Origin of the sequence: Pseudomonas sp. GR 6-02 (assembly GCF_001655615.1) — a bacterium.
Classification (GTDB): domain Bacteria; phylum Pseudomonadota; class Gammaproteobacteria; order Pseudomonadales; family Pseudomonadaceae; genus Aquipseudomonas.
Map to the genome: position 1 here is coordinate 2,444,390 of NZ_CP011567.1, position 18,559 is coordinate 2,462,948.

Here is an 18,559-nt window from a genome sequence, read left to right on the forward strand (position 1 = left end):
GTCTGTGGCGAGGGAGCTTGCTCCCGCTGGGGCGCGAAGCGGCCCCAAGCTCCCTCGCCACAGAGTTCACTGTCCGGCCTGATCACCCGTGCCAAACAATCAGTCCGCCAACTCAACCTCCCTCACCACCGCCCAATCGGCTACCAACCGCTGCGGCGTGCCACACGCCTTGCGCTTAAGCACAAAATTTTTGCTCTTCTCGGCGAACTGTTTACGGTTTTGCACCATGTCCTGATGCATTTCTTCCAGCTCGGCATTACGGCAGTGCTGCATCAGTTGAGGATCGAGCTGACTTTTGCGCTCACGTATCGCCTGGTACGCCGGATCACTCAACGCACCATTGGCACGCTGCAATAACCAAAGACCAAACTCATCCGGGCAGCGCGGACCGATTTCCTGGACCATGCCTAACTGCAAGGCCTGGAGGGCGCTGATCGGCAGGCAGTCTTCAGTGAGTTTTTCCGCCATCGCCGGGCCGACGGCGCGGGGCAGGCTGTAGGTCCAGTATTCGGAGCCGTACAGGCCCATGGTTTTGTAATGGGGGTTGAGCACGATGTCGGAGCGGGCGAAAACAATATCGGCAGCCAGCGCCAGCATCACGCCACCGGCCCCGGCATTGCCGGTCAGGCCGCTGACCACCAGTTGCCGGGCGCTGAGCAGTTCCTGGCAGACGTCGTCGATCGCCTGAATATTGGCCCAGGCTTCCAGCCCCGGAACCGCTGCGGCCTGGATCACGTTGAGGTGCACGCCGTTGGAGAAACTGCCGCGTCCACCCTTGATCAGCAGCACTTGGGTGTCCCGGGACTTGACCCAGCGCAGGGCCTCCACCAGTCGTTGGCACTGTTCGGTGCTCATGGCGCCGTTGTAAAACTCGAAGGTCAGCTCGCCGACATGCCCCGACTCGCGATAGCGGATCGGTTGATAGCTTTCGTTGTTAAACGGCTGAGAGGCGATCGACCAATCAAGGGTCGGGACGTGCGCAAGCTGTTCAGCGAGCACATGCCGGGCCGGACGCTTGAAGGTTTGTTCATCGGGCCGGGGTTTGCGTCGCAGCGAGCCGATCCACAGGCTGTGATCACCAGTCGCGACCAGCACCGCATCGTCGTGCACCGCGAGAATCTCCCCCGGCGTGCCGCTGCGCGAGTCCAGATGAGCGTCATACAGGTAATACTGACCGCCGGCCAGGCTGGCCAATACGCCGGGCTGACCGTCGGCGGCGTCGATGCTGCGTTTGATGAAGTGTGCGCTGTCGTGCCAGCTGAAGATCCGGTCAGCTTGCTTCATGTTCGGCTGCAAGCGGCCAATCACATGGCGTTGGCTGTAGTCCAAAGGCACTGGCTCGAAACCGTCGATAAACTTTTCCACGACTTCGCGGATACAGGTGATTGCCGCGTCGCTGACGCGCCCGTTGTACAACTCGGATTTGCGCAGACCCTGGGGCAGGTTGAATTCACAAGTGGCCCAGACCGGCCCGGCGTCCATTTCCTCCACCGCTTGCAACGCGGTCACGCCCCAACGGCTGAGTTCACGGGTGATCGCCCAGTCCAGCGCACTGGCGCCACGGTCGCCGACGATACCCGGATGAATGATCACCACAGGACGCTGGAGATTGCTCCACAGTTGTTGTGGCACCCGATCCTTGAGGAACGGGCAGATCACCAGATCGGCGCCGGAATGCTCGATCTGTTCGCACACCGCGTCTTCATCGGTGAACAGCACCACGCTGGGCGAGTGGCCGGCCTGACGCAAGTCCAGCCAGGCCCGCTGGGTCAGGCCGTTGAACGCCGATGCCAGCAGAATGATCTTCAATGACCGCATGATTGACTCTTCCTTGAGAATGATCGGCCGCAGGCTCCCGATGAGCCGTCCTTGGCCTTCGATGGAAGAGCGATAGTAGAGAGTGTGGGGGGGAGGGCAACTGATCGAGATCAAGCTTGTGTCAGCGAGTGTTGCAGAGGCTCAAAATCAAAAGATCGTCCGAACGCGTCCCGCGCCTTCGGACGATCTTTTCTCTTTTCAAAACGCAAAACACGAACAGCCAAACGCCCCCCAGAACCCTTGAAAGTCACTGACCGGTGCCGACGACAATCGCGCTCGTTCATGGCTATGGGCATGCACCGCGCAAGCGCCCACACACTGGTGCACTTGCGCGGTCATTGGCGCCAGGGGTTTCCAGTGCCCCGGCACATTCACCACGGGCGACCACTCAGGCACCACCGGGATTGGCGGTGGCCCCAGTTTTTCAAACTCGACGCTACCGTGGACGATCTTGCCGTCGACAATGGTCAGCACCGACTCGATCCACTTTATGGCTTCGTCTTCGATGTGAAAGTAATCTGCCGACAGCGCAATCAGGTCCGCCAGTTGCCCGACTTTGATCTGACCTTTCTTGCCCTGTTCGGAGGAGAACCAGGCGCTGCCGTGGGTGAACAGTTCCAGTGCGGTATCGCGGCTCAAGCCTTGTGGGTACAGGGCTAATCCGCCGACGGTGCGGCCGCTGACCAGCCAGTACAGCGAGGTCCAGGGGTTGTAGCTGGAGACGCGCGTGGCATCGGTGCCGGCGCCCACTGGAACGCCCTCGGCGAGCATGCGTGCGATCGGTGGCGTAGCTTCGGCCGCTTTGGCGCCGTAACGGTCGACGAAGTATTCGCCCTGGAACGCCATGCGGTCCTGAATCGCGATGCCGCCACCCAGGGCCTTGACCCGTTCGATGTTCCGGGGGGTGATGGTTTCGGCGTGATCGAAGAACCACGGCAAACCGTTGAACGGAATATCCCGGTTGACCTTCTCGAACACGTCGAGCATGCGGCTGATGGATTCGTTGTAGGTGGCGTGCAGGCGGAAGGGCCAGCGCTGTTCCACCAGATGGCGCACCACCGGTTCCAGTTCCTGCTCCATGGTTTGCGGCAGGTCGGGGCGTGGTTCGAGGAAGTCTTCGAAATCCGCTGCCGAGAACACCAGCATCTCGCCGGCGCCGTTGTGCCGCAGGAAGTCATCGCCCTGGCCGTAATGGGAAGTGCTGGTCCAGTTCTTGAAGTCGGTCAGTTCTTCCTTGGGTTTCTGGGTGAACAGGTTGTAGGCAATGCGCACCGTGAGCTGTTGATCTTTGGCCAGTTGCTGGATGACTTGATAGTCGTCCGGGTAATTCTGATAACCGCCGCCGGCATCGATGGCGCTGGTGATGCCCAGTCGATTGAGTTCGCGCATGAACTGGCGGGTCGAGTTGACCTGATACTCCAGCGGCAGCTTCGGCCCTTTGGCCAGGGTTGAGTAGAGGATCATCGCATTCGGGCGGGCGATCAGCATGCCGGTGGGGTCGCCATTGGCATCGCGCTGGATCTCGCCGCCCGGCGGGTTCGGCGTGTCACGGGTGTAGCCGACCACTTTCAGTGCGGCACGGTTGAGCAGGGCGCGGTCGTAGAGGTGCAGGACGAATACCGGAGTGTCCGGCGCGGCTTTGTTCAGATCTTCAAGGGTCGGCATGCGTTTTTCGGCAAACTGGAACTCGTTCCAGCCACCGACCACCCGCACCCATTGCGGGGTAGGGGTGCGGTCGGCCTGATCCTTGAGCATGCGCAACGCATCAGCCAGGGACGGCACGCCTTCCCAGCGCAGTTCGAGGTTGTAATTGAGGCCGCCACGAATCAGGTGCAAGTGGGAGTCGTTGAGGCCGGGAATCACCGTGCGCCCATGCAGGTCAACGATTTGCGTGCCGGGGCCTTGCAGGGCCATGGCCTGGGCATCGCTGCCGACCACCACAAAGTGCCCGTCCTTGATCGCGACGGCGCTGGCCTGGGGTTTCTTGCGGTCGACGGTGTGCAGGCGTCCGTTGTATAGAATCAGGTCGGCGGGGGTGTCGGGCATGGTTTTACTCCCTGCGGTTAGCGGACTGATCCAGGCACCGATGGCGCCTGCCGAAAGACCTTGCAGTACACGGCGGCGACTGAAGTCATTGTGCTCGTCAGGTGGGCTCATGGCAGTGCTCTCCACACAGTTCTTCATAAAAGAAGCGAGGGCAAACAGCCGATGTCTGACGCATGCGGCCAGAAGGAATATAGACGGCATATCCACAGATAGCCGTTTTCCGAGGGTGAAAAACGACGAATCCCGCCACGAGGGGCGGGATTCGCATGCAGCCAGAGAGGCTCCCGAGAGCGGGAGCCGTCGTCTTAGCCTGGGAACAGCTCGGACAGTTTCATGGCCAGCATCATGTCGCCTTCAGCGCGCAGCTTGCCGCCCATGAACGCTTGCATGCCGTCGGTCGAACCGTCGACGATGCCTTCCAGGGTTTCGCCGTCCATCACCAGAGTCACCTGGGCGTCCGGGTTTTCGCCTTCTTGCAGCTCGCAGGTGCCGTCTTTGACGATCAACGAGAAGTTCTTGGTGTCGTCGATGCGGAAACCGAATACCAGGTCCAGACCGGCAGCAGCGGCTGGGTTGAACTTGGCTTTCATTGCTTGTACGGCATCAGCTACGGAGGTCATGGTTCGATCCTTTCTTGGGTAATAAGAGCTGGGTGAATACAGCCAGGGTCACAATAGTCCGGAATCAACGAAACGTGATGAGTTCCGGGGCCTTCAGCAGTTGCAGGTGTGTATGACTGTTGAAGGAAGCCAGGGCCACCTCGCGACCACGAAACTTGAGCAGGTTGAGCGAGGTGTTGACGATTTGCCAGTTCAGCTCAAAGGCCTGCCGGGCAGGCATTTGTGTAATAAGGTGGAGCAGGGCAGTGATGGTGCCGCCGGAGGTGAACACGGCGATTTTCTGGGTGTTGTCGGCATGTTCGAGCAGCCGCTGCAGGCCAGCCTGCACACGATCGACGAAGCCCGGCCAGCTTTCCAGGCCCGGTGTGTCATAGGTACCGGCGAGCCAGCGCTCGATAATCAGGGCGAAGATACGCTGGAACTCGGCACGGTTTTGCGCGGCGTTGCGCAGGATCTCCAGCGCCTCGGGTTCGTCTTCCAGCATGGCGGGCAGCAGGGCGCGGATCACCGCGTCGGCGTCGAACTCGTTGAAGGCCGAATCGATTTCCAGGGGCGGCACCGGCAAACCGACGGTGGCGTACTGTTCCAGCGCGCTGGTGGCCGTGTGTTGCTGACGGCGCAGGTCGCCCGACAGGCAGCGATCGAAGCTCACACCAAGCTCGGCCAGGTGCCGGCCAAGGACTTCTGCCTGGCGAATACCGGTCGGCGACAGAACGTCATAGTCGTCTGCACCAAAGGAGGCCTGGCCATGTCGAATCAAATAGATGCTGCCCACGTCCGCGTCATCCCGGTACGTTGAAGGTTTGGCGAGGTTATGAGGATGACGGTGAGCTGTCAATGAAAAAACATACGCTTGTTTGAAATGCCCGTTACAGGCCTGTTGCTAGTGTCCTGTCTTACAAATACGTTTCTCTTTTGACGAGTGTTGTCGTCAGGCGAGGAGCGGCAATGCAGCATGACGGCAACGGACGCCGTAAAAAGGGAACAGTATTTGTGAGACAGGACACTCGAGGTTTCACGACTGGTCGCCGGGCCGGCTCATGGGTATGCTGAAGGTATCCCGCGCGTGTTCATGCCGCGCATCGTGTTGAAGGAGTCTCTGTGGAGTTTTTGTCCGAGTACGCCAGTTTCCTGGCTAAAACCGTAACACTGGTGATCGCCATTCTGGTGGTCCTGGCCAGTTTTGCGGCGTTGCGCAGCAAAGGTCGGCGCAAGTCGACCGGCCAACTGCAAGTCAGCAAACTCAATGATTTCTACAAAGGGCTGCGCGAACGCCTGGAGCAGACCTTGCTCGACAAGGACCAGCTCAAGGCTTTGCGCAAATCCCAGGCTAAAACCGAGAAAAAGCAAAAGAAGAAGCCCGAGGCCAAGCCGCGGGTGTTCGTGCTGGATTTCGACGGTGACATCAAGGCGTCGGCCACTGAAAGCCTGCGCCACGAAATCACCGCGCTGCTGACCCTCGCCACGCCAAAGGATGAAGTGGTGCTGCGCCTGGAAAGCGGCGGCGGCATGGTTCACAGCTATGGCCTGGCATCTTCGCAACTGGCGCGCATTCGCGAGGCCGGCGTGCCGTTGACCGTGTGCATCGACAAGGTCGCGGCCAGCGGCGGCTACATGATGGCGTGCATCGGCGAGAAAATTATCAGCGCACCGTTCGCGATTCTCGGCTCGATCGGCGTGGTGGCGCAGTTGCCCAACGTCAATCGCCTGCTGAAAAAGCATGACATCGACTTCGAAGTGCTCACGGCCGGTGAGTACAAACGCACCCTGACAGTGTTTGGCGAAAACACCGAGAAGGGCCGGGAGAAATTCCAGGAAGAGCTGGACATCACCCATCAGCTGTTCAAGAACTTCGTTTCCCGCTATCGCCCGCAACTGGCTATCGACGAAGTGGCCACCGGTGAAATCTGGCTCGGTGTTTCGGCACTCGACAAGCAACTGGTGGACGAGCTCAAGACCAGCGACGAATACCTCGCTGAGCGCGCTAAACAGTCCGAGCTCTATCATTTGCATTACGCCGAACGTAAAACCCTGCAGGAGCGCATCGGCATGGCGGCCAGCGGTTCGATCGATCGCGTATTGCTGAGCTGGTGGAGCCGGTTGACCCAGCAACGCTTCTGGTAACCGTACCAGGCATCACCGTCAGTAAAAAAACCGTGGATTGCCCACGGTTTTTTTTTGACCTTCAGAAAGTGTCCACTCACCCTCAAGAAATAACGAATTTTCCTAATGCCATTGTCGATCGGTCGCGCTTTCGTGTGGAGTCAGGTGGGGTAGGGTGACTGGCCTGAATTGACTGCAATGGATTGCACCATGAATGAGCTCCTTCACCACGTTGCCGCACCTCATCCAGCCCCATCGTTGCGAATGCGCGACGAACTGAAAGCTGCACTGGACATCGCTCTCCCCCAAACCCCCGGCCAGTTGGGCGCACACCTGATCAAGGAAAAATGGGGGCAGGACATCGACCCGCAGACGACCTTGATGGTCACCCTCGATTACCACTACAAGGGCCACCCTGAAGAGAACGGTTTCCAGCAGGGCCAGGTGGCGAACTCGCGGTCGCTGTTGCAAGCGCTGCTTTCAAATTACCAGACGGTTGGGGACGGCCGTTTTGCTGAAACCGCCTTTGGTCTGTACACACCGCCGGACGTCGGCCCGACGGTGCGGATTGTCGAGCATGTCGATGAGTTCGCTGATTACGGCAGCGGCAATCACGACACCTATGAAGGCATCTATCGGCAAACGACGCCGCAGACTTACGGTCCCGCCTCACAACTGAAGCTGAGGCCGGCCGATTTCAAGAAATGGGTCTGGGAGCTGGACTTCAAGCACGTGTACGAGACCTATCTTGAAAAGGTCTGGCCCTCTGACGAGGTGCTCACTGCGTCCGGCCCGTACGCCTTGAGGACATCGGTCAAGGCAGCGTTTGTGATGACGGCCTGGTTGCAGTTCAAGGAGCGCTGCCTGTCGCAAAAAGGACTTGAGCTCGCGATGGAGGCGGCTGGCTTGCCGCCCGGTCAGGCATGGGAAACGCTGACCATCGAACAACTGCAAGCGGCGACGCGCACCCCTTTGTCCGTCAGGGCCGGCCGTTTGAAGCTATACCGTTACACCGCAACAGATATCTGGGCGTTCCGTGACACTGCCAGTACCCGAGTGCTGCTGTACATCCCAGGCAACTCTTCCTCGCTGCACGAATTCACCGATGCCACTCAACTGCACCAATGGGTCGTCGCGCAGGGCAAGCTCAGCGAGACAAAACAGGCATTGGCCGCCCATTTTGCCGAAGATGATCGAGAGGACGGTACGTTTCATGCGGGGGTGCTGACGGCATTGGACGGCATGGCGCAGTACCCCGCGATGCATCGGCTGACCAACAATGCCGGTTTTTTCAATAACGACGGCTATTGGGACCCCGCCGATTACATTGGCTACGACAATCCGCCATCGGCGACCGATCCGTTTGCGCAACTGGTGCTGACGATGAAGCAGGCCGCCCACGCCAGTATCGAAAGCATTCGTACCGATGCACAGGTCAATCGTGACAATTTAAGTGCGGTGGTCGAACCGGTGGTGCAATGGATCAACCGGTTCGGGCCATTGGCGTTGTTCGTCCCGGGAGGCGAAGGCATATTGGCGCTGGCCGGGCTTATTGACGCCGGTTACGGTCTTGATCAGGCAGTAAACGGTGAAACACCACGTGAACGGTCGGAGGGCGTGTCGCGCACCGTGTTCGGTTTGCTTAATGCGCTGCCGATCGGCGCACAGGCGGCGCTGAAGGATGAAGCGGCCGTCGAGTCAGTACGTCCGTCTTCGCAAATCGCCGTTGCCCCGACGCCCGAGCCACCGGTTTCCGTGCTGTCCTCCCGCGTGGAGCTGATCCGCGGAATCGGCCCGACTGTGGCGTCTTTCAGCGATGAAGTCCTGGCACAGATCGGCAAGGTCAGTGTGATTGACGATGACATGCTGCGACTGATGCAGACGGGGCGTCCACCAACGCCTTTACTGGCGGATACGATCAGTCGCTTCAAGATCGATCAGGATCTGGGGGCGGCCGGCACGCCTGAGCAATTCAACAGGCGTTACGCCGCACTTCAACAGTCGGAACATGAATGGGTGCGGCTGTTTCAGCAGCAATACCCGGCGCTGCCCAAAGGTGCCATCGAACAAATGCTCGACCGCTATGGCGTGGATATCCAGCAAGCCCCCGATGTGACCGAGGTCAGGCAAGTGTTCACGCGTCTGGACAGCAAGGCGCGGCAGTACCAGCAGCATGTGCGGCTCAATCGCGCTTATGAAGGACTTTATCTGCGTTCGGTGGCGAGCCCGGACTCGGACATCCTGGCCTTGCACTCGCTGCAAAACCTGCCGGGCTGGCCGCGGAACCTGCGGATCGATGTCCTTGATCAATCCGTCGCGGGGCGAGTGCTGGACCGCATCGGCGCGCAGGATGCCACGGAGGTCCGGCGCTTGGTCAGAGTCGGACAGCACTATCTGCATCAGGCCTCGCCAACAGACTTTTATACGGCGCTTCTCGGTGTGTTGACGGACGACGACCGTTCAGCGCTGCTCCTGACGTCGCCTGGTTCAGTCGACGAACTACGACTCGCCATCAGCGACCAGGCGTTGCCCCGATCACAGGTGATGCTCGGGCTGCAAAGAATGGACGGTGGGTTGCCATTCGATGCCCACGGGCTCAGCGGCGGCGGTTTTCCGGGAACGCCCCAGGCCGAGGCGCTGACGCACCAGATGATGAGGCTGCAACTCAAAGAGGTCTATCCAGACTTCACCGATGCCCAGGCAGATGCGGTTCTTCAACGCGAAGGTGTAAACGCGCAGGCGCACATTGAGTGGTTGAAGCAACAGCTGCAGCAACTCGACATCGACCTGACCGCCTGGGTAGATCAGGTGGCGGATGACATTCATGACATGGCTATCGATTTCCTGGCCCCGAATGATCCCGAAGCAGCGGGATTGAGCGCTGCACAAATCGAGGCCTATAACGTTCAGTTGGTGCAGACCGAAATGCAACAGGAGCGAGCGATTCGAAATGAGTTGGCCGAGGAGCTGGTCTCCATCTGGCAACGACGCAGGGCGCTGCAGGATCCGTTACTGCCTGCTGATCAGATACGCGGCGTCAGGCTGGATCTCGACTTCGAGAATTATCACCGGTTACCCACGTTGAATGTCCGGTTCAATAATATTCTCGAGTTATCGATGCGCGGCTTTCACCTGACTGAAGAAGAAAGTCTGAACGGATTTCTCGAGTGTTTTCCAAATCTTGAAGTGCTGAACCTGGAAAATGTCGACCTGAGTCACTTCAACCATGGCGGCCTTGCGGAGTGTGCACTGCCTCCTTCGATCAACCAGATGGCGCGTCTCTCTTCGCTGAATCTGAGGTCGACGAATCTGACGTTCAATGAGCGCGCCGCCTCTCAATTGACCGGGTTGACACACTTGCAGACGCTGGACCTGAGCAACAACCCGCTGGGCGTCCCGCCTTTGGTGCTCGGAATGCACGACTTGCGCTGGCTGAACCTGAGCAACACCGGGATCACTGGTTGCCCAGTCGGAATCATGGAGCAGTCCTATCTGACGTCATTGGACCTGCGTAACAACCAGATAACCCGAGTGCCGCCAGCAGTGCTGAACCAGGCTATCTCGAGGGGCCGTGTGCTGCTGCAAGGCAATCCATTGACGGATGAGGACACCTTGTTGCGCATTGTCGATCATCGGCGGCGAACGGGTATCAACCTGTGGTTAAGTGATCCCGGGGTTAATTACGGGAATGTCATCGAGTGGTTGCGCGAAGGCGATGGGGAGTTGCAAGCGACGCGACGATTGATCTGGCAGAGGCTGGCAGCCAGGCCCCTTGGCGCCCGGTTCTTGAGGGTAATGGATGGACTGAGCCTGACGGCGGACTTCCGGGTCGATTATCTGCCGCTTCAGGCGAGGGTGTGGCGACTGCTCGGTGAAGCCGATGCTTCGCAAGCGCTTTGGGAAAGACTGGTCCAGGATATTGAATCGGCCGAGGTCGATCCTGAAAACCCGTTTGCGCTGTTCACGGCACTTGAGGACCGTGCCCGGTTTTATCGGAACTGGGAGGCCATGGGGCGACCGTTTCCGATAGGCACGCAGTAAGGGAAAAACCTTGAACCCCGCAAGGGGTTCAAGGTGTGACGATCAACGGCGACGGAACAGCGGCAGCGGTTCGTCGGTGGCGGCCTGATAGGTCACCGAGAAGTCCTTGAGGCCTTCAAGGGCTTCGTAGGGGTCTTTATCGGCGCGAATGGCAAACGCATCGAAACCGCAGCGGTGCATGTAGAACAACTGGTCGCGCAGCACATCGCCAATTGCCCGCAGTTCGCCTTTGAAACCATAGCGGTCACGCAGCAGACGGGCGTTGGAGTAGTTGCGACCATCGGTGAAGGCCGGGAAGTTCAGGGCGATGACCTGGAAGTTCGCCACGTCATCACCGATTTCTTCAGCTTCTTCATCGGCATCCAGCCACACACCCAGGCCGCCATCGCGGGCCATGAGCATGCGGCTGTGTTCGCGCCACATGTGCAACGGGACGATCAGGTCGTCGCAGTTGCTGATTTCATCGATGTTGAAATCTTTCGGCAGCAAGTGCCAGGTTTCGTCGACGACTTCGTTGTTCTTAATTATTCGCTGCATAGACGCGCTCCTTGAAGAGGTCGATGCCGATACGCTGATAAGTGTCGATGAAGCGCTCGTCTTCGGTACGTTGTTCGATGTACACGTCGATCAGCTTCTCGATCACATCAGGCATGGCTTCCTGGGCGAAGGATGGGCCGAGGATCTTGCCCAGGCTCGCATCGCGGCTGGCGCTGCCACCCAGGGACACCTGATAGAACTCTTCGCCTTTCTTGTCCACTCCGAGAATACCGATGTGGCCGACGTGGTGGTGACCACAGGCGTTCATGCAGCCGGAGATGTTCAGGTCCAGCTCGCCAATGTCGAACAGGTAGTCCAGGTCGTCGAAACGGCGCTGGATCGATTCGGCGATCGGGATCGACTTGGCGTTGGCCAGGGAACAGAAGTCGCCGCCAGGGCAGCAGATGATGTCGGTCAGCAAGCCGATGTTCGGCGTGGCGAAACCTTGCTCGCGCAACTCGCCCCACATGGCGAACAACTGGCTCTGCTCGACATCGGCCAGAATGATGTTCTGCTCGTGGGAGGTGCGCAGCTGACCGAAGCTGTAACGGTCGGCGAGGTCGGCAACGGCATCGAGCTGCTTGTCGGTGATGTCGCCCGGTGCAACGCCGGTCGGTTTCAGGGACAGCGTCACGGCGACGTAACCCGGCTTTTTGTGGGCCAGGGTGTTGCGGGCACGCCAGCGGGCGAAGCCCGGGTGTTGCTTGTCGAGGTCGGCCAGTTCGGCCGTCTGATTGTCCAGAGCCTTGTAGTCTGGATCGACAAAGTGCTTGGCCACGCGATGCACTTCGGCCTCGGTCAGCGTGGTCTGGCCACCGCGAAGGTGTTCCATTTCCGCATCGACTTTCTGCGCGAACACTTCAGGCGTCAGGGCCTTGACCAGAATCTTGATCCGCGCCTTGTACTTGTTGTCGCGACGGCCGTAGCGGTTGTAGACCCGCAGAATGGCGTCGAGGTAGCTCAACAGGTCCTGCCACGGCAGGAATTCGTTGATGAACGCGCCCACCACCGGAGTACGGCCCAGGCCGCCACCGACCAGCACACGGAAGCCCAGTTCGCCCGCGGCGTTGTGCACCGGCTCGAGGCCGATGTCATGGACTTCGATGGCCGCACGGTCGGACGTCGAACCGTTGATGGCAATTTTGAATTTACGCGGCAGGTAAGCGAATTCCGGGTGGAACGTGGTCCACTGACGGACGATTTCGCACCATGGCCGCGGGTCGATCAACTCGTCGGCGGCGACACCGGCGAACTGATCGGTGGTGACGTTGCGCAGGCAGTTGCCGCTGGTCTGGATCGCGTGCATCTGCACGGTCGCCAGCTCAGCCAGGATGTCCGGGATGTCTTCCACGGCCGGCCAGTTGAACTGCACGTTCTGCCGGGTACTGATGTGGGCGTAGCCCTTGTCATAGTCGCGGGCAATCTTGGCCATCATTCGCGTCTGGCGCGAAGTGAGTTGGCCGTAAGGCACCGCCACCCGCAGCATCGGGGCAAAGCGCTGGATATAAAGGCCATTTTGCAGGCGCAGGGGGCGGAATTCTTCTTCGCTCAGCTCGCCTGCCAGATAGCGTCGGGTCTGATCACGGAACTGCTTGACGCGGTCCTCGATGATCCGCTGATCGTACTCGTCGTATACGTACATATAAGTCCTGTTCTCAGGCTTGGGCCGGTCGGATACAGCTGCGTTTTCGCAAGCTTTCATCCGATTCTGCCTCGGCAATTCTGCGCGCACGGCCGCGCACTCCCAACGGAGCCGACGCAAGATACCAGTTTGCAGTTATGCGCAAAAGTGATGTTTGAGTATATGCAAAGAACCAAAACGACTAATGAAAGTCGTTGTGATAAAACCCTCATTTGTCGTGCGGGCAATCATCGTCTTAACTGTGCTCGAGTCTTTATGCAATCACCGATAAAACCGACAAGAGGCGATGCAATGAGCAACCCAACCAAAGCAAGGAAAAGCGATAGCACGGTCGATGCCTGGGCGATTCTGTTCCTGATCATCCTGGTCGTGGGTACGGCGGTATTCTGGGTCAGCCATCAATAAACGACCCCGTCCGGGCCCGGCGCCGACGATTGTTGGACAAAAAGCCGGAATATGCGCCGTTTCCAGGGACTTCGCTGGCTATAATGCGCGGCGGATTTTCGGGGGCTCGGACGATCAATGTTGAAGTTCTTCTATGGTGTAGTGCTGGCGCTTGGCGCGGTGCTGGGGCCGTGTGCCCAGGCGGCGTCCGTATTGTTCCTCAATCCCGGGACCAGCCAAGAGACGTTCTGGGTCAGTTACTCGCAGTTCATGCAGACCGCGGCCAAGAACCTGGGCATGGATTTGCAAATCCAGTATGCCGAGCGAAACGCCGAGACCACACTCAAACAGGCCCGCGAAGCGCTGCAAGGGCCGAGTCGGCCGGACTATCTGGTGTTCTCCAACGAACTGTATGTCGCCCCCGAAATCCTGCGCCTGGCTCAAGGCAGCGGTGTGAAGCTGTTTTTGGTCAACAACGGCCTGACCGCCGACCAGATGCGTCTGCTCGGCGCCCAGCCGGACAAGTATCCCGACTGGTTGGGTAGCCTGGTGCCCAACAATGAGGAGGGCGGCTACCTGATGCTCAAGGAACTGATTCGCCTGCATGGCCCGGTAGCACCCGGTGAGGTCATTGAACTGGTGGCCTTTTCCGGCCTGAAAATCACGCCGGCCGCGCAAGAGCGTGAGCAGGGCATGATGCGGGCATTGGCCGAACACCCCGAAGTGCGGTTGCGCCAGTTGGTGTACGGCGGCTGGACCCGCGAGCGCGCCTATGAACAGGCCAGGTTATTGTTCAAGCGTTACCCGCAAACATCGCTGGTCTGGTCGGCCAACGATGAAATGGCGTTCGGTGCCATGCAGGCATACGCCGAAACGGGAGGCCAGCCGGGCAAGGGTGTGCTGTTCAGTGCCATCAACAATTCACCGGCCGCGTTGCAGGCGCTGTTGGAAGGGCGGCTAAGCGTGTTGTTGGGCGGGCACTTCACTCTGGGCGGCTGGGCTCTTGTGCAGTTGCATGACTACGATCAGGGGGTGGATGTCAGCCAGTACGGCGGGCGCGACCGACAGATTCCCTTATTGCAGTTGATCGACCACGCGCAAGCCCGGCGATTGCTGGGCTTGAGTACCACTCAGGATTACGACGTGGATTTTCAAAAGCTCTCGGCCAAGGGGCGGCCGACGTCGTACCGCTACCCGTTCAACCTGCAAACCTTGATGCATTGAGCCGGCTCAGATCCCGGCCAGGTGCAACACCAGTTTGACGATGCCGAACAGCGTCAGGGCGAACACCACCGTGAACAGAATCCCCAGAATCACAAAATGACTGGGCTTGCCATGGGTGAAGTCCCGGGCCCGGTTTTTCCCGCTTTGCACCCCGAACGCCGCCGCCATGACGCTGTGCAGCATCTGCCAGAAGGTCGGCGGCTTGTTGTGATTATTGTTGTCGACTGGATCGTCCATAAATCCCCCGTCACGAATGTGTATGAGGCAAGCATAGACAACAGACTCGAACTCTGTGGGAGCCGTTGTGGCGAGGGAGCTTGCTCCCGTTGGGTCGCGAAGCGGCCCCAAAAAATGGGACTGCTACGCAGTCCAACGGGAGCAAGCTCCCTCGCCACAAAGGCTCGCTCCCACAGGGGAAGGGGTTAGTTGTCGTAACCCAGGTTAGGCGCCAGCCAGCGCTCGGTCACGCTCAACTCCTGGCCTTTGCGCGAGGTGTAGCTCTGCACCTGATCCTTGTCGATCTTGCCCACGGCGAAATACTGCGCCTGTGGGTGAGCGAAGTACCAGCCGCTGACCGCCGCCGCCGGGAACATCGCGTAGTGCTCGGTGAGGAATACGCCGCTGCGGCCGGCCTTGAGCTCTTCCGCTTCCGGGTCCAGCAGCTTGAACAGCGTGGCTTTCTCGGTGTGATCCGGGCACGCCGGGTAGCCCGGAGCAGGGCGGATGCCGGTGTATTGCTCTTTGATCAGCGCCTCGTTGTCCAGCGTCTCGTCCTTGGCGTAGCCCCAGTAGTCTTTACGCACTTGCTGGTGCAGCCACTCGGCGCACGCCTCGGCCAGACGGTCGGCCAACGCCTTGACCATGATCGAGTTGTAGTCGTCGCCCGCTTCCTGATAGGCCTTGGCCACTTCTTCGGCGCCAATCCCGGCGGTGGTGATGAAACCACCCACGTAGTCGGTCACGCCGCTGTCCTTCGGCGCGACGAAGTCGGCCAGGGAGAAGTTCGGCTTACCGTCGGTCTTGATGATCTGCTGGCGCAAGTGATGCAGCTTGGCCAATGGCTTGCCGTCGTCGCCATAGACTTCGATGTCATCGTCGCGCACCTGGTTGGCCGGCCAGAAACCGAACACCGCACGGGCGCTGATCAGCTTCTCGTCGATCAACTTGGCAAGCATTTCCTGGGCATCGGCGTACAGCGCGGTGGCGGCTTCACCGACCACTTCATCCTGCAGGATGCGCGGGAACTTGCCGGCCAGGTCCCAGGAGATGAAGAACGGTGTCCAGTCGATGTATTCGGCCAAAACCTTCAGGTCGATGTTGTCCAGTACCTTGGCGCCGGTGAACGTCGGTTTGACCGGCTCATAATTGGCCCAGTCGAACTGCGGTTTCTTGGCGATGGCTGCCGGGTAGCTCAGGCGCTCGGTGCGGGCGCTGCGGTTGGCGGTGCGCTCGCGAACGTCGATGTATTCCAGGCGGGTCTTCTCGACGAAACCGGCTTTCAGTTCCTTGGACAGCAACTGCGTCGCCACGCCCACGGCGCGGGAGGCGTCGGTGACGTAGATCACCGCGTCGTTGCTGTACTTGGGCTCGATCTTCACCGCCGTGTGCGCCTTGGAGGTGGTCGCGCCACCGATCATCAGCGGCAGATAGAAGTCCTGACGCTGCATTTCGCGGGCCACGTGAACCATTTCGTCCAGCGAAGGCGTGATCAGGCCGGACAGACCGATGATGTCGCATTTCTCGTCTTTGGCGACCTGCAGGATCTTCTCCGCCGGCACCATCACGCCGAGGTCAACGATGTCGTAGCCGTTACAGCCCAGCACCACGCCGACAATGTTCTTGCCGATGTCGTGCACGTCGCCCTTGACCGTGGCCATGAGGATCTTGCCCTTGGCTTCCGGCTTGTCGCCTTTTTCCAGTTCGATGAACGGGATCAGGTGGGCCACGGCCTGCTTCATCACGCGGGCGGACTTCACCACTTGCGGCAGGAACATTTTGCCGGCGCCGAACAGGTCGCCGACGATGTTCATGCCAGCCATCAACGGGCCTTCGATGACTTCGATCGGGCGCGCGAACGACAACCGCGATTCTTCAGTATCTTCAACAATGTGCGTGGTGATGCCCTTGACCAGCGCATGCTCCAGACGCTTGTTGACGTCCCAGTTGCGCCACTCTTCGGTCTCGGCTTCCTTGACGCTGCCGTCGCCCTTGTACTTGTCGGCGATGGCGAGGAGGGCGTCGGTGCCTTCCGGAGTACGGTTGAGGATCACGTCTTCAACGGCGTCGCGCAGCTCCACCGGGATCTGGTCGTAGATCTCCAGTTGGCCGGCGTTGACGATGCCCATGGTCAGGCCGTTGCGGATTGCATACAGCAGGAACACCGAGTGAATCGCCTCGCGCACCGGGTTGTTGCCACGGAACGAGAACGACACGTTGGACACGCCGCCGGAGCTCAGGGCGTAGGGCAGTTCGTCGCGGATGTAGGCACAGGCGTTGATGAAGTCCACAGCGTAGTTGTTGTGTTCTTCGATACCGGTGGCCACGGCGAAGATGTTCGGGTCGAAGATGATGTCTTCCGGCGGGAAGCCGACTTCGTTGACCAGAATGTCGTAGGAGCGTTTGCAGATTTCTTTCTTGCGCGCTTCGGTGTCGGCCTGGCCGGCTTCATCGAAGGCCATCACCACCACCGCGGCGCCGTAGCGTTTGCACAGTTTGGCGTGATGAATGAACTGCTCGACACCTTCCTTCATGCTGATGGAGTTGACGATGCCCTTGCCCTGGATGCACTTGAGGCCGGCTTCGATCACTTCCCACTTGGAGGAGTCGATCATGATCGGGACGCGGGAGATGTCCGGTTCGCCGGCAATCAGATTGAGGAAGGTCACCATGGCCTTCTTCGAATCGAGCATCCCTTCGTCCATGTTGATGTCGATCACCTGGGCGCCGGCTTCGACCTGCTGCAGGGCGACTTCCAGGGCCTCGGTGTAGTTGTCTTCACGGATCAGGCGGGCGAACTTGGCGGAACCGGTGATGTTGGTCCGCTCGCCGACGTTGACGAACAGCGAACTGCGATCGATGGTGAACGGTTCCAGGCCCGACAGGCGGCAGGCCTTGGGGATGTCCGGAATTTCACGCGGGGCGTAACCGGCGACCGCTTTGGCGATGGCTTCGATGTGGCCCGGCGTGGTGCCGCAGCAGCCGCCGACGATGTTGAGGAAGCCACTTTGGGCGAACTCTTCGATGACCTTGGCGGTTTGGGCCGGCAGTTCGTCGTACTCGCCGAATTCGTTCGGCAGGCCGGCGTTCGGGTGCGCCGACACGTGGGTGCTGGCCTTGTTCGACAGCTCTTCCAGGTATGGGCGCAATTCACGGGCGCCGAGGGCGCAGTTCAGGCCGACGGAAATCGGCTTGGCGTGGGCCACGGAGTTCCAGAACGCTTCGGTGGTCTGGCCGGAGAGGGTGCGGCCAGAGGCATCGGTGATGGTGCCGGAAATCATGATCGGCAGCTCGACGCCCAGCTCTTCGTAAACCCCTTGCACGGCGAAGATCGCCGCTTTGGCGTTGAGGGTGTCGAAAATGGTTTCGATCAGGATCAGGTCGGCGCCGCCTTCGATCAGGCCTTTGGTGGCCTCGGTGTAGTTCTCCACCAGTTCATCGAAGGTCACGTTGCGGTAGCCGGGGTTGTTCACGTCGGGCGACAGCGAGCAGGTACGACTTGTAGGGCCGAGCACCCCGGCGACGAAACGCGGCTTGTCCGGGGTTTCCAGGGTCTTGGCGTCCGCCACCTTGCGCGCCAGGCGTGCGCCTTCTACGTTGAGTTCGTACGCCAGGCCTTGCATGCCGTAGTCGGCCTGGGACACCTGGGTGGCGTTGAAGGTGTTGGTTTCCAGAATGTCGGCGCCGGCATCCAGGTAGGCTTTTTCAATAGAGCCGATCACATCCGGGCGGGTCAGCACCAACAGGTCGTTGTTACCTTTGACATCGCTCGGCCAGTCGGCGAAGCGTTTGCCACGGTAATCCTGTTCCTCGAGCTTGTAGCTCTGGATCATTGTCCCCATGCCGCCGTCGAGAATCAGGATGCGCTCTTTGAGGGCGTGCTTGAGAGCTTGAAGGCGAACGCTGCGATCGGACATTTGGACTACTC

The 18,559-nt window shown here is 59.8% G+C and carries 11 protein-coding genes; 3 read left to right on the forward strand and 8 right to left on the reverse strand.

The genetic code is table 11. The features are described 5' to 3' along the window. Positions 1-99 precede the first annotated feature (99 nt). The 4 genes from PGR6_RS10970 to PGR6_RS10985 form a co-directional block, all read right to left on the reverse strand. Positions 100-1,818: a hydrogenase maturation protein gene (locus PGR6_RS10970; RefSeq protein ID WP_064617082.1), complete on the reverse strand. Its 1,719-nt coding sequence runs from the start codon at positions 1,816-1,818 to the stop codon at positions 100-102. Positions 1,819-2,016: 198 nt separating this feature from the next. Then, on the reverse strand, positions 2,017-3,864 hold the full coding sequence (locus PGR6_RS10975; protein ID WP_064621239.1) for an amidohydrolase: 1,848 nt from the start codon (positions 3,862-3,864) through the stop codon (positions 2,017-2,019). A gap of 305 nt (positions 3,865-4,169) precedes the next feature. Continuing rightward, positions 4,170-4,484, reverse strand: coding sequence for an SCP2 sterol-binding domain-containing protein (locus PGR6_RS10980; RefSeq protein ID WP_007941766.1), 315 nt, complete (start codon positions 4,482-4,484; stop codon positions 4,170-4,172). A gap of 64 nt (positions 4,485-4,548) precedes the next feature. Beyond that, on the reverse strand, positions 4,549-5,259 hold the full coding sequence (locus PGR6_RS10985; protein ID WP_064617083.1) for a histidine phosphatase family protein: 711 nt from the start codon (positions 5,257-5,259) through the stop codon (positions 4,549-4,551). 326 nt (positions 5,260-5,585) lie between these two features. Here PGR6_RS10985 and sohB point away from each other — a divergent pair, with 326 nt between their 5' ends. After that, on the forward strand, positions 5,586-6,608 hold the full coding sequence (sohB, locus tag PGR6_RS10990; RefSeq protein ID WP_018927637.1) for a protease SohB: 1,023 nt from the start codon (positions 5,586-5,588) through the stop codon (positions 6,606-6,608). Positions 6,609-6,797: 189 nt separating this feature from the next. Then, positions 6,798-10,628 (forward strand): dermonecrotic toxin domain-containing protein, encoded by a 3,831-nt coding sequence (locus tag PGR6_RS10995; protein WP_064617084.1) that lies wholly within the window; start codon positions 6,798-6,800, stop codon positions 10,626-10,628. 42 nt (positions 10,629-10,670) lie between these two features. Here PGR6_RS10995 and PGR6_RS11000 read toward each other — a convergent pair whose 3' ends face one another. Next, positions 10,671-11,165: a DUF934 domain-containing protein gene (locus tag PGR6_RS11000; RefSeq protein ID WP_018927639.1), complete on the reverse strand. Its 495-nt coding sequence runs from the start codon at positions 11,163-11,165 to the stop codon at positions 10,671-10,673. Further along, entirely contained in the window at positions 11,149-12,807 is a 1,659-nt protein-coding gene (locus tag PGR6_RS11005; protein ID WP_018927640.1) for a nitrite/sulfite reductase, read from the reverse strand. The genes PGR6_RS11000 and PGR6_RS11005 overlap by 17 nt, the downstream gene beginning before the upstream one ends. 522 nt (positions 12,808-13,329) lie before the next feature. Between PGR6_RS11005 and PGR6_RS11010 the strand changes: the two genes are divergently transcribed. Continuing rightward, on the forward strand, positions 13,330-14,415 hold the full coding sequence (locus PGR6_RS11010; RefSeq protein WP_018927641.1) for an ABC transporter substrate-binding protein: 1,086 nt from the start codon (positions 13,330-13,332) through the stop codon (positions 14,413-14,415). A 6-nt stretch (positions 14,416-14,421) separates the two neighbouring features. On the opposite strand, the gene PGR6_RS11015 is transcribed toward PGR6_RS11010, so the two are convergent. Further along, positions 14,422-14,652, reverse strand: coding sequence for a DUF2970 domain-containing protein (locus tag PGR6_RS11015; RefSeq protein WP_018927642.1), 231 nt, complete (start codon positions 14,650-14,652; stop codon positions 14,422-14,424). A 185-nt stretch (positions 14,653-14,837) separates the two neighbouring features. Next, positions 14,838-18,548: a methionine synthase gene (gene metH / locus PGR6_RS11020; RefSeq protein WP_018927643.1), complete on the reverse strand. Its 3,711-nt coding sequence runs from the start codon at positions 18,546-18,548 to the stop codon at positions 14,838-14,840. Positions 18,549-18,559 lie beyond the last annotated feature (11 nt).

Coding starts and splice junctions, on each gene's coding strand:
- PGR6_RS10970 (WP_064617082.1), bottom strand. CDS start 1,818: ATGCGGTCATTGAAGATCATTCTGCTGGCATCGGCGTTCAACGGCCTG.
- PGR6_RS11015 (WP_018927642.1), bottom strand. CDS start 14,652: ATGGACGATCCAGTCGACAACAATAATCACAACAAGCCGCCGACCTTC.
- PGR6_RS10975 (WP_064621239.1), bottom strand. CDS start 3,864: ATGCCCGACACCCCCGCCGACCTGATTCTATACAACGGACGCCTGCAC.
- PGR6_RS10995 (WP_064617084.1), top strand. CDS start 6,798: ATGAATGAGCTCCTTCACCACGTTGCCGCACCTCATCCAGCCCCATCG.
- metH (WP_018927643.1), bottom strand. CDS start 18,548: ATGTCCGATCGCAGCGTTCGCCTTCAAGCTCTCAAGCACGCCCTCAAA.
- PGR6_RS11005 (WP_018927640.1), bottom strand. CDS start 12,807: ATGTACGTATACGACGAGTACGATCAGCGGATCATCGAGGACCGCGTC.
- PGR6_RS10980 (WP_007941766.1), bottom strand. CDS start 4,484: ATGACCTCCGTAGCTGATGCCGTACAAGCAATGAAAGCCAAGTTCAAC.
- PGR6_RS11000 (WP_018927639.1), bottom strand. CDS start 11,165: ATGCAGCGAATAATTAAGAACAACGAAGTCGTCGACGAAACCTGGCAC.
- PGR6_RS11010 (WP_018927641.1), top strand. CDS start 13,330: ATGTTGAAGTTCTTCTATGGTGTAGTGCTGGCGCTTGGCGCGGTGCTG.